General features: G+C 55.8%; 15 protein-coding genes. 7 read left to right on the top strand and 8 right to left on the bottom strand.

Annotated features, from left to right (window positions below; translation table 11 throughout):
* Positions 1–23: 23 nt before the first annotated feature.
* The gene (gene hrcA / locus ACP15F_RS13735) at positions 24–1,085 is read right to left on the bottom strand and encodes a heat-inducible transcriptional repressor HrcA (protein WP_424941389.1); all 1,062 of its coding nucleotides are present in this window, start codon (positions 1,083–1,085) and stop codon (positions 24–26) included.
* A gap of 70 nt (positions 1,086–1,155) precedes the next feature.
* Here hrcA and rph point away from each other — a divergent pair, with 70 nt between their 5' ends.
* From rph to hemW, 3 genes are read left to right on the top strand one after another with little or no spacing between them, the layout of a single operon-like run.
* The gene (rph, locus tag ACP15F_RS13730; protein ID WP_424941388.1) at positions 1,156–1,866 is read left to right on the top strand and encodes a ribonuclease PH; all 711 of its coding nucleotides are present in this window, start codon (positions 1,156–1,158) and stop codon (positions 1,864–1,866) included.
* The gene (rdgB, locus tag ACP15F_RS13725) at positions 1,866–2,474 is read left to right on the top strand and encodes an RdgB/HAM1 family non-canonical purine NTP pyrophosphatase (protein WP_424941387.1); all 609 of its coding nucleotides are present in this window, start codon (positions 1,866–1,868) and stop codon (positions 2,472–2,474) included. Before rph ends, rdgB begins: the two co-directional genes overlap by 1 nt.
* Positions 2,467–3,624 carry a radical SAM family heme chaperone HemW gene (gene hemW, locus ACP15F_RS13720; RefSeq protein WP_424941386.1) on the top strand — a complete coding sequence of 386 codons (1,158 nt, stop codon included), beginning with the start codon at positions 2,467–2,469 and terminating at the stop codon, positions 3,622–3,624. The genes rdgB and hemW overlap by 8 nt, the downstream gene beginning before the upstream one ends.
* Here the strand turns inward: hemW and ACP15F_RS13715 are convergent.
* The 7 genes from ACP15F_RS13715 to ACP15F_RS13685 form a co-directional block, all read right to left on the bottom strand.
* A complete protein-coding gene (locus ACP15F_RS13715; protein ID WP_424941385.1) occupies positions 3,621–4,511 on the bottom strand; it encodes a ParB/RepB/Spo0J family partition protein in 891 nt (296 codons plus the stop codon). The genes hemW and ACP15F_RS13715 overlap by 4 nt on opposite strands.
* 13 nt (positions 4,512–4,524) lie before the next feature.
* Positions 4,525–5,316: a ParA family protein gene (locus ACP15F_RS13710; protein ID WP_424941384.1), complete on the bottom strand. Its 792-nt coding sequence runs from the start codon at positions 5,314–5,316 to the stop codon at positions 4,525–4,527.
* Positions 5,309–5,929 (bottom strand): 16S rRNA (guanine(527)-N(7))-methyltransferase RsmG, encoded by a 621-nt coding sequence (gene rsmG, locus ACP15F_RS13705; protein ID WP_424941383.1) that lies wholly within the window; start codon positions 5,927–5,929, stop codon positions 5,309–5,311. The genes ACP15F_RS13710 and rsmG overlap by 8 nt, the downstream gene beginning before the upstream one ends.
* Positions 5,926–7,803, bottom strand: a complete 1,878-nt coding sequence (mnmG, locus tag ACP15F_RS13700) for a tRNA uridine-5-carboxymethylaminomethyl(34) synthesis enzyme MnmG (RefSeq protein ID WP_424941641.1) — start codon at positions 7,801–7,803, stop codon at positions 5,926–5,928. Before mnmG ends, rsmG begins: the two co-directional genes overlap by 4 nt.
* 18 nt (positions 7,804–7,821) lie before the next feature.
* Positions 7,822–9,111 (bottom strand): tRNA uridine-5-carboxymethylaminomethyl(34) synthesis GTPase MnmE, encoded by a 1,290-nt coding sequence (mnmE, locus tag ACP15F_RS13695; protein ID WP_424941382.1) that lies wholly within the window; start codon positions 9,109–9,111, stop codon positions 7,822–7,824.
* A 28-nt stretch (positions 9,112–9,139) separates the two neighbouring features.
* Positions 9,140–10,411 (bottom strand): transcription termination factor Rho, encoded by a 1,272-nt coding sequence (gene rho / locus ACP15F_RS13690; protein WP_424941381.1) that lies wholly within the window; start codon positions 10,409–10,411, stop codon positions 9,140–9,142.
* 125 nt (positions 10,412–10,536) lie between these two features.
* On the bottom strand, positions 10,537–10,986 hold the full coding sequence (locus ACP15F_RS13685; RefSeq protein ID WP_424941380.1) for a CopD family protein: 450 nt from the start codon (positions 10,984–10,986) through the stop codon (positions 10,537–10,539).
* A 393-nt stretch (positions 10,987–11,379) separates the two neighbouring features.
* Here ACP15F_RS13685 and ACP15F_RS13680 point away from each other — a divergent pair, with 393 nt between their 5' ends.
* From ACP15F_RS13680 to dnaQ, 4 genes are read left to right on the top strand one after another with little or no spacing between them, the layout of a single operon-like run.
* Positions 11,380–11,979 (top strand): Maf family protein, encoded by a 600-nt coding sequence (locus ACP15F_RS13680; RefSeq protein WP_424941379.1) that lies wholly within the window; start codon positions 11,380–11,382, stop codon positions 11,977–11,979.
* A complete protein-coding gene (locus ACP15F_RS13675; protein ID WP_424941378.1) occupies positions 11,976–12,812 on the top strand; it encodes a shikimate dehydrogenase in 837 nt (278 codons plus the stop codon). The genes ACP15F_RS13680 and ACP15F_RS13675 overlap by 4 nt, the downstream gene beginning before the upstream one ends.
* Positions 12,809–13,405 carry a dephospho-CoA kinase gene (coaE, locus tag ACP15F_RS13670; protein WP_424941377.1) on the top strand — a complete coding sequence of 199 codons (597 nt, stop codon included), beginning with the start codon at positions 12,809–12,811 and terminating at the stop codon, positions 13,403–13,405. The genes ACP15F_RS13675 and coaE overlap by 4 nt, the downstream gene beginning before the upstream one ends.
* Positions 13,398–14,129: a DNA polymerase III subunit epsilon gene (dnaQ, locus tag ACP15F_RS13665; RefSeq protein WP_424941376.1), complete on the top strand. Its 732-nt coding sequence runs from the start codon at positions 13,398–13,400 to the stop codon at positions 14,127–14,129. Before coaE ends, dnaQ begins: the two co-directional genes overlap by 8 nt.
* The last annotated feature ends 7 nt before the right edge of the window (positions 14,130–14,136 follow it).

Raw genomic sequence — 14,136 nt, 5'->3', positions numbered from 1 at the left:
ATCTTTGCCTCTATCCTCGGCCTTTATCCTCGATCCGAGATCATTTTGCCGATCAACTGCGCGGTGTAGTCCACAACAGGAACAATCCGCCCATAGTTCAGCCGCGTCGGGCCAATCACGCCCACAGCACCAATGATCTTTCGATCAGCGTTCATATAAGGGGAAACCACCAAAGAGGAACCCGAAAGTGAGAAAAGTTTGTTCTCAGACCCGATAAAAATGCGCACGCCCTCGCCCTGATCGGCCAGATCAAGGAATTCGGCGATGTCACGCTTACGTTCAAGGTCGTCGAACAGCGTACGGATACGCTCCAAATCCACTTCGGGCCCGTCTTCTGTCAGAAGATTCGAGCGGCCGCGCACGATCAGCCGCTCATAGGTCTGGCCTTCATTTTCCCAAATCGCAGCGCCGCTTTCGATCAATGCCTGCGCCAATGTGTTGAGCTCTTGCCGCCGGTTTGCGATTTCAGACGAAATAATACGCTGAAGCTCGGAAATCGTGCGGCCCTCGGCCAAAGCGTTTAGGAAATTTGCCGCTTCCCGCATCGAACTGGGTGTTTGACCGACCGGTGGCTCGAACACGCGGTTTTCAACATGACCGTCCGCAAAGACCAGTACGGCCAACGCCCTATCCGCCCCGAGCGAAACAAATTCGATGTGCTTGATCGGCGCTTCGTGCTTGGGCGTCAGAACCAGGCTGGCCCCGGCGGTGATCCCGGACAGGGCCGCTCCCACCCGATCCATCATCGAGTTGATATTGCTTTCATTTCCGACGGTTGCGTCGATCTTCTGGCGATCATCCGTCGTCAGATCGGACACCTCAAGCAGCCCATCCACGAACATCCGCAAGCCAAGCTCGGTCGGGATGCGGCCAGCCGAGACATGTGGACTGTTCAACAGCCCCATATACTCCAGATCCTGCATCACGTTGCGAATGGTCGCCGCGCTGACGTTCTCGGTCAGGCTGCGGGTTAGGCTGCGTGATCCCACAGGCGCACCTGTTTCAAGATAGCTTTCAACGATGCAGCGGAAGACCTCGCGCGAGCGATCGTTCATGTCTTCCATCAAATCAGAAGCGTCTGCCATCAGCTTAGCCTTGCCTTTTTGCCGGACCCATGGCTATCACGCTTTCAAAGCGGAAACAAAGGAAGAAGCCATGCGTCCCTCTGGTCGAGATTTAGATCAAATGCGCCCGATTTCAATCGAGACCGGGGTAACAAAACACGCTGAAGGATCCTGTATGATCCGTGTCGGCGACACGCATGTGCTGTGCACAGCATCGCTGGAAGCGCGCGTTCCCCCGTTTCTACGCAATACCGGCAAAGGCTGGGTCACTGCAGAATACGGCATGCTGCCCCGTTCGACCGGGTCGCGCATGCGTCGCGAGGCTGCTGCTGGTAAACAAGGCGGTCGTACCGTTGAAATTCAGCGTCTGATTGGCCGCAGCCTTCGCGCCGGTATTGATCTGGTAGCCCTTGGCGAGCGTCAGATCACCGTCGATTGCGACGTGATCCAAGCTGACGGCGGCACGCGCTGTGCTGCAATCACTGGTGGTTGGGTTGCGTTGCGCCTGGCGGTGAACAAACTGCTCAAAGCTGGCGACATCACCACAGATCCGCTGACGGATCCGGTCGCCGCTGTATCCTGCGGCATCTATGCCGGCCAACCCGTGCTGGATCTGGACTATCCGGAAGACTGCGAAGCGGGTGTTGATGGCAACTTTGTTCTCTGCGGCCCGAAACTGATCGAAGTGCAGATGTCCGCAGAAGGCTCGACCTTCACCCGCGACCAGATGAACCAAATGATGGATCTGGCCGACAAAGGTGTGTCTGAGCTGGTCGCAGCACAGCTACAGGCAACAGCATAATGCGGAAGTTTGACGGCGATAAACTGGTGGTAGCCACCCACAATGCGGGCAAGTTACGCGAGATTTCTGCCTTGTTAGAGCCTTTTGGCATCGCCGTCACCTCTGCTGGCGCTCTGGGATTGGAAGAACCGGAAGAAACCGAAGACACCTTCATCGGCAACGCCCGGATCAAGGCCCATTTTGCTGCAAAAGAAAGCGGTTTGCCCGCCCTGTCGGATGACAGCGGCATCATGGTCGACGCGCTGGAGGGCGCGCCGGGCGTTTACACCGCAGATTGGGCCGAAACGCCGAACGGGCGTGATTTCCCAATGGCGATGGAGAAAACTTGGACGCTTCTTGAGGAAAAGAACGCGCCCCTGCCCCGCACTGCACGTTTTTGCTGCACATTGTGCCTTGCTTGGCCCGACGGTCATGACGAAGTCTTCGAAGGCAAAGTCGAAGGCACGCTGACATGGCCCATGCGCGGCGATCAGGGTTTTGGCTATGACCCGATTTTCGTGCCCGAAGGCTTTGACATCACCTTTGGCGAAATGGATCCCGACAAGAAGCACCAGATGAGCCATCGCGCCGACGCGTTTGCCAAACTGGTGAAGGGCGCCTTTGCCTGAGAATTGGCAGATCGGCGGCTTCGGGCTGTATGTTCACTGGCCTTTTTGCGCCTCGAAATGCCCCTATTGCGATTTCAACAGCCATGTGGCGGCGACAATCGATCAATCCGCGTGGCTTGATGCCTATTTGGCCGAATTGCGCCGTGTTGGGGCCGAAACGCAGGGCCGCGTGCTGGACTCGATCTATTTCGGCGGCGGAACGCCCAGCCTGATGGCGCCCGAAACGGTCGCCGCGATCATCGACGAAGCGCGTCAGCACTGGATCTTTGCCAACGACATCGAGATCACACTAGAAGCAAATCCAAGCTCGATCGAGGCGCAAAACTTCGCCGGATATCGAGATGGCGGCGTCAATCGCGTGTCGATGGGCATTCAGGCTTTGAACGATGACGACCTGCGAAAACTTGGCCGCCTTCACAGTGTTGACGAGGCAAAACAGGCTCTAACGCTGGCGAAAACGCTATTTTCTCGGGTTAACTTCGACCTGATCTATGCTCGTCAGAATCAAAGCATTGAAGCCTGGGATGAAGAATTGCGCGAAGCGCTCAGCTTTGGGCCCTCTCACCTGTCGATGTACCAACTGACCATCGAACCCGGCACTGCATTCGGCGCGCGCCATGAAGCGGGAAAGCTTCCGGGCCTTCCACTCGATGAACAAGCCACCGAAATGTTCTTCCTGACTCAGCGCATAACGCGCGATGCCGGAATTCCAGCCTACGAGGTCTCGAACCACGCGCGACGAGGTGATGAGAGCCGACATAACCTAATTTATTGGCGATCCGGCGACTGGCTGGGGATTGGCCCCGGCGCGCATGGGCGTATCACGCTGAATGGGACGCGCTATGCGACAGAAACTGCGCTGGCGCCGAATGAATGGCTGAAGGCTGTGTCATTGGGTAGTGGCGAAAACCTGCGTGACATCATTCCGGCCGACGAATGGGCAACGGAATTCTTGCTGATGGGCCTTCGCACCGCCGAGGGCATCGATCTTGACCGTCTGAACGAGATCCACGAGAACCCGATTAATATCAATAAATACAAAGACTTGATCGAGCTTGATCTCATCGACTTGGACGGAAACACACTTCGAGCGACCGAAAATGGTCGCCCGGTGTTAAATGGAATTCTGCGAGAGCTACTGCCCGATTAACCGGACAGCTTCCCGCAGATATCGTCCAGTTGATCCAGGTTTTGATAGCGAATGGTCACTGCGCCAGCTTCGCCGCCAGCCTTGTGATCAATCTGCACCTTCATGCCAGTCGCAGCTGACAGATCAGCCTCAAGCGCCTTGGTATCCGCATCTTTCTCGGCTTTCGGGCCCGCTGCAGCACGGGGTTTGCTTGGGGTTACGCCTTTCGCCAACTTCTCAGCCGCGCGCACCGACAGGCCTTTGCTTATGATTTCGCGCGCCAGAACGGACGGATTGTCCGCAGTTACCAGTGTTCGGGCGTGGCCAGCGGTCAGCTTTCCATCGCGCACAAAGCTTTGGACATCCTCAGGCAGGTTCAACAAGCGTAGAAGGTTGGCGATGTGAGAGCGGCTTTTACCCAAAGCTTCCGACACTTTCTCTTGAGTGTGCCCGAAACGATCCATGAGATCTCGATAGCCCGCGGCCTCTTCGATCGCGTTTAGATCAGCGCGCTGAATGTTCTCGATAATCGCGACTTCCAGAGCCTCTGTATCGCTATATTCTCTAACGATTACAGGAAGTTGGTGTAGTTTCGCCATCTGCGACGCACGCCAGCGACGTTCCCCCGCAACGATCTCGTATTCGCCCTCCCGACCGGGCCGAGGGCGTACGATCAAGGGCTGAATGACGCCTTTTTCCTTCACAGACGCAGCAAGATCATCCAGTTGCTCTTGAGTAAACGTCCGGCGCGGCTGCTCTGGATTGGGTTTGATCTTCTCGATCGGCACCATCATGTCCGCACGGCGCAGCTCCGGCGCTGAACCTTTGGGGGTTTCTTCGACCGCGACATCAGCCATCAATGCCGACAAGCCGCGACCCAAGCCGCGATTTTTCTGTGACTTGCTCATTTCTCGCCTCCGATTATCGTTTGATCAGCTCTGCAGCCAGATTGCGATAGGCCCGGCTTCCCTTGGAGTTCGGATCATACATCAACACAGGCAGCGCGAAAGAGGGTGCCTCGCTGACCCGCACATTGCGCGGAATAATGGTTTCAAACACCAGCTCGCCCAGGTTTTCGCGTGCATCTGCTTCGACCTGTCGAGACAAGTTGTTGCGGCTGTCATACATGGTCAGCACAACACCTTCGATTCGCAGTTCCGGATTTGCCGCCTGTCGCACTTCGCGCACAGTCAGCAAAAGCTGCGACAGCCCTTCCAGCGCGAAAAACTCGCTTTGAAGCGGGATCAGAACACTGTCCGCTGCGACCAGCGCATTTACCGTTAGCAAGTTCAGAGACGGAGGGCAGTCAATCAAGATATAGTCGAGATTGAGCTTCTCTAACGCAACATCTCGCAATGCATCACGCAAAAGATGACTGCGCTTTTCGTTCGAGACCAGCTCGATATCGGCCGAAGACAAGTCTGTCGTCGCTGGCGAGATCATCAAGTTTTTGATCTGCGTGTTTTTCACCACATCCAAAACCGAAGCTTCTTCCAGTAGAAGATCATAGGTGCTCATTTCGCGATCATCTGGCGAAACGCCCAATCCGGTCGACGCATTACCCTGCGGGTCCAAATCAATTAGCAAAACGCTTTTCCCGGCTTCAGCAAGCGCTGCACCAAGATTGATTGTCGTTGTGGTCTTTCCAACCCCGCCCTTCTGGTTGGTGATGGCAATAATCTTCGGCCCGCGTACTTGGAATGGGTCAGACACGTGAGATTTCTCCGATCTTCAAAATAACGGCGCTTGGATGGGTCTTACTAGGATATGTATCAAGCTGAAACGACCAGTTTTCAAGGGCTTCGTGAACTTCCTGTCGATAGTTTTCGCCCTTGGGAAAAATGGCAACGCCACCAGGCCGCAAGTGACGCTCGGCAAATCCACAAAGCGCTTCAAGGGGGGCTAAAGCCCGAGCAGACAAAACGTCGGCGCTTAGCGGTTCGACCTTCTCGATTCGCTCTGACCGGACAGTCAGTTGAAGATCCAGCTCTCGCGCGACCGTTCGCAGAAAGGTCGCTTTTCGAAGATCACTTTCGATGCAGATCATGGAAAGCTCAGGGTGCGCATCTTTCGACATGATTGAGACGACCAAAGCCGGAAGGCCCCCACCTGACCCCATATCACACCACATATTGGGCTTTTCAGGCGCAAGTTCATATATCTGGGCTGAATCAAGGATGTGCCGCGACCAGATTTGCGAAATAGTGCTGGGTGAAACCAGATTAATCGCCGAATTCCACTTCTTCATCAGGGCGACATACGCCTCGAGCCGCTCGAATGTTTCACGTGAAACATCGACCTGACGCTGAAACTCTTCGTGGTTCATGCTGTGCGCTTCCGCTCGAACTGGCGAATCTTGGACAAAAGTAGCGTCAGAGCCGCCGGAGTCATCCCCTCTACGCGGCTAGCATGGGCCAAAGTACGTGGACGCGCGGCCTGAAGCTTAGAAGCAAGCTCGTTTGAGAGCCCGCTAAACGCAGAATAGTCAAAACCTTCCGGGATTACGTGCGCTTCATCCCGCTTCAAAGCCTCAACATCTTTTTGCTGACGATCGATGTAGTTCGCGTAAAGCGCGTCGCGAGCGACCTGAAGCTTTACTTCGTCATCGATCTGATCAAGAGAATCATCCAGCTGAACCAGCTTTTCAAAGCTCATATCTGGGAACGCAAGAAGCTCGTATGCAGAGCGCCGTGTACCATCCTTACGTATCTTAAGTTCAAGACCTACTAGATCTTGTGGCGTATAGGTGACCTGTGTCAGCTTGTCCTTAGCCTTTTCCAACGCTTCGCGCTTGGCTTCAAACGCGGTTCTTCGTGTTTTCTTTACAAGGCCAAGTTCAATTCCCATTGGTGTAAGGCGCTGGTCTGCGTTGTCCGCGCGAAGCGACAGGCGATATTCGGCGCGTGAAGTGAACATGCGGTAAGGCTCGGTCACGCCGCGGGTAATCAGGTCGTCGATCATCACGCCAATGTACGAGTTAGAGCGCGAGAAAATCACTGGATCCCGGCCCTGCACTGCAAGTGCGGCGTTAGTACCGGCGACCAGACCTTGCGCCGCAGCTTCTTCGTATCCAGTGGTTCCGTTGATCTGCCCAGCCAGATACAGCCCGGGCACATCCCGCAGAGACAGCGTTTCCGTCAAAGAACGCGGGTCGACGTAATCATATTCGATGGCATAGCCGGGCTGAAGGATCTCAACCTTTTCAAGCCCGACAATCGAGCGCACGTAATCTTCCTGTACTTCAACCGGCAATGAGGTGCTGATCCCGTTGGGGTACACGGTGTCATCGTCCAGCCCCTCTGGCTCGAGGAAGACCTGATGGCTATCTTTGTCCGCGAAGCGCACAATCTTATCTTCGATTGACGGGCAATAACGCGGGCCAACGCCGTCGATATGCCCACCATACATAGCTGAGCGGTCTAGGTTGGCGCGAATGATGTCATGTGTTTGTGCATTCGTATGGGTGATCCCGCACGAGATCTGCCGCGCGATGGGCGCCTTGTTCATAAAGGAGAACATCGCCGGATCATCGTCGCCCGGTTGCGACGCTAGAATGTCCCAATTTATGGATTTCCCATTCAGGCGCGGCGGTGTTCCCGTCTTCAGACGACCCAAAGGAAGTTCAAAGGAATCAATGCGTTCCGCCAGTTTAACCGACGGACGATCCCCCATGCGTCCACCTTGGCTTTGTTTATCTCCAATATGGATGATGCCACGCAAGAAAGTACCGGTGGTCAACACCACCGCGCCCGCACGCAGCTGTGATCCGTCCTCAAGAACAACACCATCAACACGGTCGCCGTCCATGATCAGGTCCGTCGTTTCGCCTTCGATCAGGGTCAGGCGTTCAGTCGACAGGATCTCGGCGGACATGGCCTTGCGATAAATCGCCCGGTCTGCCTGCGCACGTGGGCCCTGTACGGCGGGCCCTTTGCGCCGATTAAGCAGGCGAAATTGGATACCTGCTTGGTCAGCGACGCGTCCCATCAAGCCATCCAGTGCATCAATCTCGCGCACCAGATGCCCTTTGCCCAAGCCCCCAATGGCTGGATTACAGGACATTACGCCCAAGTCTTCTTTACGCAAAGTGATCAGTGCTGTGTTCGCGCCCATGCGCGCAGCAGCGTGGGCGGCGTCGGCACCAGCGTGCCCGCCTCCAACTACAATCACATCGAAATCCAAATGTTTCACGTGAAACACTCCTTCGCTACGCACACGCTATTTTCCCAGACAGAAGCTGGAAAAAATCTCGTCCAGCAGATGCTCTACATCGACATGCCCGACAAGACTATCAAGGGCACGAATGGCGGTTCTGATCTCTTCTGCGGCAAATTCAGCGCGTTCGGGGCCGTGTTGTACCTCGATTCGCGCATCTTCCAAAGAAAACAGAGCACGTTCCATCGCGATCCGGTGCCGTTCACGTGTCGCGATCCCTGCCCCCTGAACACGGGTTTCCAGCACGGACGAGATCTTCTGAACCAGCAGATCCATCCCTTGCCCGGTTTTACCCGAGACAACCAGATCTCCAGACGCACCCAGATCGGCCTTGCCGTGCACAATAAGGTCATCGTTCAGCGGATCCATCGCGGGCTGATCGTCAGCGCCTTCCAGCAGGAAGACCCGCAGGTCCGCAGCCTTCGCACGTTCCAGTGCACGGGTGACACCGATGGCTTCCACCTGATCTTCGGTATCACGAACCCCAGCCGTATCCAGAACGGTCACAGGAAGCCCTGCGAGCTCCATATGGACTTCGATCACGTCACGGGTAGTGCCCGCGATGTCCGAGGTAATCGCAGCTTCTCGCCCCGCCAGAGCGTTCAACAGCGTGGACTTCCCTGTGTTCGGGCGGCCCACGATGGCGACCTCAAACCCTTCGCGGATGCGTTCGGCAATACGGGTGCCGGCCGTCTCGCGTTCAAGGCTTTCCAATGTGACATCGAGCAGCGCGTTTACCTCGGGCGAGACATCAACGGGCACGTCTTCGTCTGCGAAATCGATCGTTGCTTCCAGCAAAGCAGCCGCGCGGATCAGGTCGGTTCGCCATGCTCCTGCGAGGTCGCCCAGAGCGCCAGAAAGGACGCCTACGGCCTGCTTGCGCTGTGCCTCGGTCTCGGCGTCCAAAAGGTCCGCCAAGCCTTCTACCTGCGCCAGGTCGAGGCATTCATTCTCAAGCGCACGCCGGGTGAACTCTCCGGGCTCCGCGGGGCGCAATCCATCTTGCTTGGACAGCTCGGCCAACACAGCCCGGACCACAGCAGTCGATCCATGCAGTTGAAGTTCGGCCACGTCTTCACCGGTAAAGCTAGAGCCAGCCTCGAACAGCAGCACCAAGGCTTCGTCCAACAATGCGCCATCCGCATTTATCAGCCGGCGCAACCCAGCACGACGCGGTGCAGGCAGATCGCCCGCAAGTGCACGGGCCGCAGAAAACGCGTGTGGCCCGGAAATCCGGACCACCGCGACGCCCGCTTTCCCGCGAGCACTGGCAAGAGCATAGATCGTGTCCATTGGACTAACCTATTGATTTTGTTAGATATTATGTGTTCATCGAATCGAAGAATTCCGAGTTCGTCTTGGTCTGCTTCAACTTCGAAATCAGGAACTCAACAGCATCTGTAGTGCCCATCGGGTTCAGGATGCGGCGCAGCACATAAGTTTTCTGCAGGTCCTTCGGATCCACCAGAAGGTCCTCTTTCCGAGTACCGGATTTCAGAATGTCGATGGCCGGGAAAACGCGCTTGTCGGCGATCTTGCGATCCAGCACGATCTCGCTGTTGCCGGTACCTTTGAATTCTTCAAAGATCACTTCGTCCATACGTGATCCGGTATCGATCAGCGCGGTTGCGATGATGGTCAGCGAGCCGCCCTCTTCGATGTTACGTGCCGCACCAAAGAAACGTTTGGGGCGTTGCAGAGCGTTGGCGTCCACACCACCGGTCAGAACCTTACCCGAGGACGGGACCGTCGTGTTGAACGCACGGCCCAGACGGGTGATCGAATCCAGCAGGATCACAACGTCGCGCTTGTGTTCGACCAAGCGTTTAGCTTTCTCAATCACCATCTCGGATACGGCGACGTGGCGCGTTGCGGGTTCGTCAAAGGTCGAGGACACAACCTCGCCTTTGACAGAGCGCTGCATGTCCGTCACTTCTTCCGGGCGTTCGTCGATCAGCAGAACGATCAGATAGCACTCTGGGTGGTTCTTCTCGATCGAGTGGGCGATGTTTTGCAGGATCACCGTCTTACCCGTGCGCGGCGGCGCCACGATCAGCGAACGCTGGCCTTTCCCGATCGGCGCAACCAGATCGATCACACGGGCCGAGCGATCTTTGATGGTGGGATCTTCGATCTCCATCTTCAGGCGCTCATCCGGGTACAGCGGCGTCAGGTTATCAAAAGCAACTTTGTGCTTTGCATCTTCTGGGTCAGCAAAGTTGATCTTCTCGACCTTGGTGATGGCAAAGTAATTCTCGTTCTCACCGGGGGCCTGAATGACGCCTTCAACCGTGTCACCGGTGCGCAGCGAATACTGGCGGATCATATCAGGCGAAACATAAATATCGTCGGGACCGGGTAGATAGTTTGCTTCGGGCGAGCGCAGGAAACCAAAGCCATCCTGCAGCACTTCCAACACCCCGTCCCCACCAATGATCCATTCATCATCCGCACGTTCACGCAGGATAGAGAACATCATATCGCCCTTGCGCATGGTCGAGGCGTTTTCGATCTCAAGCTCTTCAGCCATTGTCACCAGTTCTTTGGGACTTTTGGCTTTCAGGTCGGCTAGATTCAGACGGTTTTCAGACATAGATATGCTCGGAAATGGATCATGACGGCGCTTGTGCGCTGTCGATGTCAAGTTGGGAAAAGGACATGGCCGGACGGCCTGCTTGGCAGGTCAGATACGCGCTGGACGCCCGAGAGTCAACAAAATCAGTATTTGAACACGACCGAGAAGACGATGACGATCATCAGTACGGTCGGCACTTCGTTCATCATGCGATAGCGACGACCGGTCAGCGTGTTGGTTCCCGCCATGAAATCCTTGCGCCGCGCGCCCAACCACATGTGAAACCATGTCATCGCCAGGATCGAGATCCCTTTGGTCCACGGCCAGATCAATGACCAATCAACCACACCGGGCGTGGCCACAAGGCACAGACCAAAAATCCACGAGCTGATCATTGCTGGGTTCATGATGGCTTTCAGAAGCCGGCGCTCCATCGTTTGAAACAGCTCATCCGTTTCATTGCCTGATCCTACGACCTCGACATGATAGACAAACAAGCGTGGCAGATAGAACAATCCAGCCATCCAAGCGATCACGGATACGATATGAAGCGATTTCGTCCAGAAATACGCGTCTGACAGAAATTCACCCATTCTAAGCCTCTTATCTGAGTAACCGCTTCGATCTTCATATATAAAATAAAGAAGAAGAAAAGATGATGTTGTTGTTAGGCCTGTGGATAACGGGGATTATTGATCCATCCCGTGACTTGTTCACAGGTGGACAAGTGAAGTTCCGGAATCTGGACGGAATCATTACGGCTTTGTTTCACAGGTGTCTCTAGATTCACAGCTTGGGGATAACTACAGGGATGAATTCACGCGCTGGGGATTCGCCCACGGGGTGCGTTTGACAAAAACCAACAGTGGAAGAATTGTGAAAACCATCTTAGTAAAGGTGGGACTTATCCAGCTGTTCCGGTGAGGGTCGAGTTATCTGCCGATTCCAGAACAGGATTACACAGAGTTTTTCCACAGGGTTATCACATGACCGCTTCCCTGATCCTGGCGTCCGCATCGCAAATCCGCGCTGATCTGTTGCGCAACGCAGGTATCGACTTCGACATCATCCCCGCCCGCATCGATGAAGAGATGATCCGCGCCTCGCTTGAAGCTGAAGGCGCCAGCCCGCGCGACCTTGCTGACGCGCTGGCCGAGTTCAAAGCCCGCAAGATCAGCGAGAAACATTGGGGGTCTCTGGTTCTGGGCTGTGATCAGGTGGCCGAGCTGGACCAAAAGGTTTTATCCAAACCCAAAGATCCCGAAGAAGCGCGCGCCCAACTGGCGGCGATGTCCGGCAAAGTGCATCGGCTCCTGTCTGCTGCAGTGCTTTACGAGGACGGCAAGCCGATTTGGCGTCATGTGGGCTTGGTCCGCCTAAAAATGCGAGAACTATCAAGTGGTTACATAGAAGACTACGTTGACCGAAACTGGGACAGCATTCGCCATTCGGTCGGTGCCTACAAGCTTGAGGAAGAAGGTGTGCGCTTGTTTGCCAAGGTCGACGGCGACTATTTCAACGTGTTGGGTTTGCCCCTGACCGAGCTTCTGTCATATCTGATCGTGCGAGGAGATCTGAAGATATGAGCGACACACGTATTCCCTTGGCGGGCGTTATCGGAAACCCAATCGAACACTCGCTGTCACCAAGGTTGCATGGCCATTGGCTGCGCACGATGGGGATCGCGGGCCACTACATTCCGATGCGGGTCGAGGTTGATGATCTGGAAACGGTTATTCGGACGCTGCCAAAGGCTGGGTTTGTCGGTCTAAACGTCACGATCCCGCATAAAGAGGCCGTCCTGAAGATGGCCGACATTGTTACCGACCGTGCTGCACTGATCGGGGCGGCGAATACGCTGATCTTCCGCGACGATGGTAAAATTCATGCGGACAATACTGATGGCTACGGGTTTACACAGAACCTGCGCCAATCCGCACCGGAATGGGCGCCTGAAACGGGGCCAGCCGCTGTTTTCGGCGCTGGCGGTGCGGCGCGCGCCATTTTGGCTTCGCTTATCGAACTTGGTGTGCCCGAGATTCGTTTGTCCAACCGCACCCGCGCTCGCGCAGATGCACTGCGTGCAGAATTCGGTGCGCGGATTGTTGTGTATGACTGGGTCAAGGCGGGAAATATGCTGGATGGTGCAGTGACCGTAGTGAATACCTCGTCATTGGGAATGACCGGAAAACCCGAATTCCGCGTGCCGCTGGATGGGCTGATGCCCGGCGCTGTCGTGAATGATCTGGTATATTCGCCGCTGAAAACCGATTTCCTGCAACAGGCCGAGGATGCCGGCTGTCACGTGGTCGATGGTCTTGGAATGTTGCTGCATCAGGCAGTCCCTGGCTTCGAACGCTGGTTCGGCACGCGACCGGTTGTCGATGATGCCCTTCGCCACGCGGTTCTTGGCGTATGAGCGGGCCGTATATCATCGGGCTGACAGGTTCGATCGGGATGGGGAAATCTACCACCGCGAAGATGTTTGCCGACGCAGGCGTGCCGATCTGGGACGCGGATGCGGCGGTACACCGGATCTATGACGTCGGTGGTGCTGCAGTTGAGCCGATCCGCGATGTCTGCCCCGCCGCGATCATTGACGGCGCCGTCAGCCGTGATGCGCTGAAAGACTGGATGTCGAAAGACGCGAATGCGCTGAAAAAACTCGAAGAGATCGTTCATCCTCTGGTCGCTCAGGACCGAGTGGCTTTTTTGGCCTCAACACAATCCCAGATCGTCCTTTTGGACATGCCGCTTCTGTTCGAAATCGGCGCGCATGAACACGTGGATCTGGTCGTTGTCGTCTCGGCGCCGGCTGATATTCAGCGCGCCCGCGTTCTGGAACGCGGCTCCATGACAGAAGCGCAATTCGAGACTATTCTGGCCAAACAGGTACCCGATGCTGACAAACGTGCCCGTGCGGATGTGATCATTCCAACCGAAACAATGGACGGCGCACGTGCCGCAGTGGATGAAGTAATCGCCCATGTGAAGGAGAAGTTGGATGCGTGAGATCGTACTCGACACCGAAACCACCGGCTTTGATCCCCAAAGTGGCGACCGGATTGTGGAAATCGGGTGTCTTGAGCTGATGAACCACATGCCCACCGGGCGGACTTATCACCAGTATATCAACCCAGAACGCGGCATGCCGGACGAGGCATTTGGCGTGCACGGCATTGGCCCTGACCTTCTAGCAAGCCCCCGCCCCGCCGAACCGGGCGAAGTGATCCTTAAAGATAAACCCATCTTTAAAGAAGTCGGGCGAGCCTTTTTGGACTTCATCGGGGATGCCAAGCTGGTCATTCATAACGCAAGTTTCGACATGAAGTTCCTGAACGCTGAACTGAAATGGATGGGCCTTCCGCAAATCCCGTGGGAGCAAGCACTGGATACGCTGGCCATGGCGCGCAGCAAATTTCCCGGCGCGCCCGCTTCGCTGGATGCTCTTTGCCGCCGCTATGCGATCGACAACTCGTCGCGGACGCTTCACGGCGCGCTTTTGGACAGTGAAATTCTGGCTGAAGTCTATCTGGAGCTGATCGGAGGCCGCCAACCCGACCTTGTTCTGGCAGGAAATCAGGCGTCATCGGGTGTCGGAGGTGCAAATGACGATTGGCGTCCGCGCCCGCGTCCGGAACCGTTGCCCTCGCGGATCCACCAAAAAGAAACCGCCGCCCATGATGCTTTTGTGGAAAAGCTGGGCGACGGTGCAATTTGGAAGAAGTTTCAGTAACTTCTTA

This window comes from Aliiroseovarius sp. S253 (assembly GCF_049800855.1).
In the GTDB taxonomy this organism is placed as follows: domain Bacteria; phylum Pseudomonadota; class Alphaproteobacteria; order Rhodobacterales; family Rhodobacteraceae; genus Aliiroseovarius.
The sequence above is the reverse complement of the archived record's forward strand: the minus strand, read 5'-3'. Positions and strand labels throughout refer to the sequence as shown.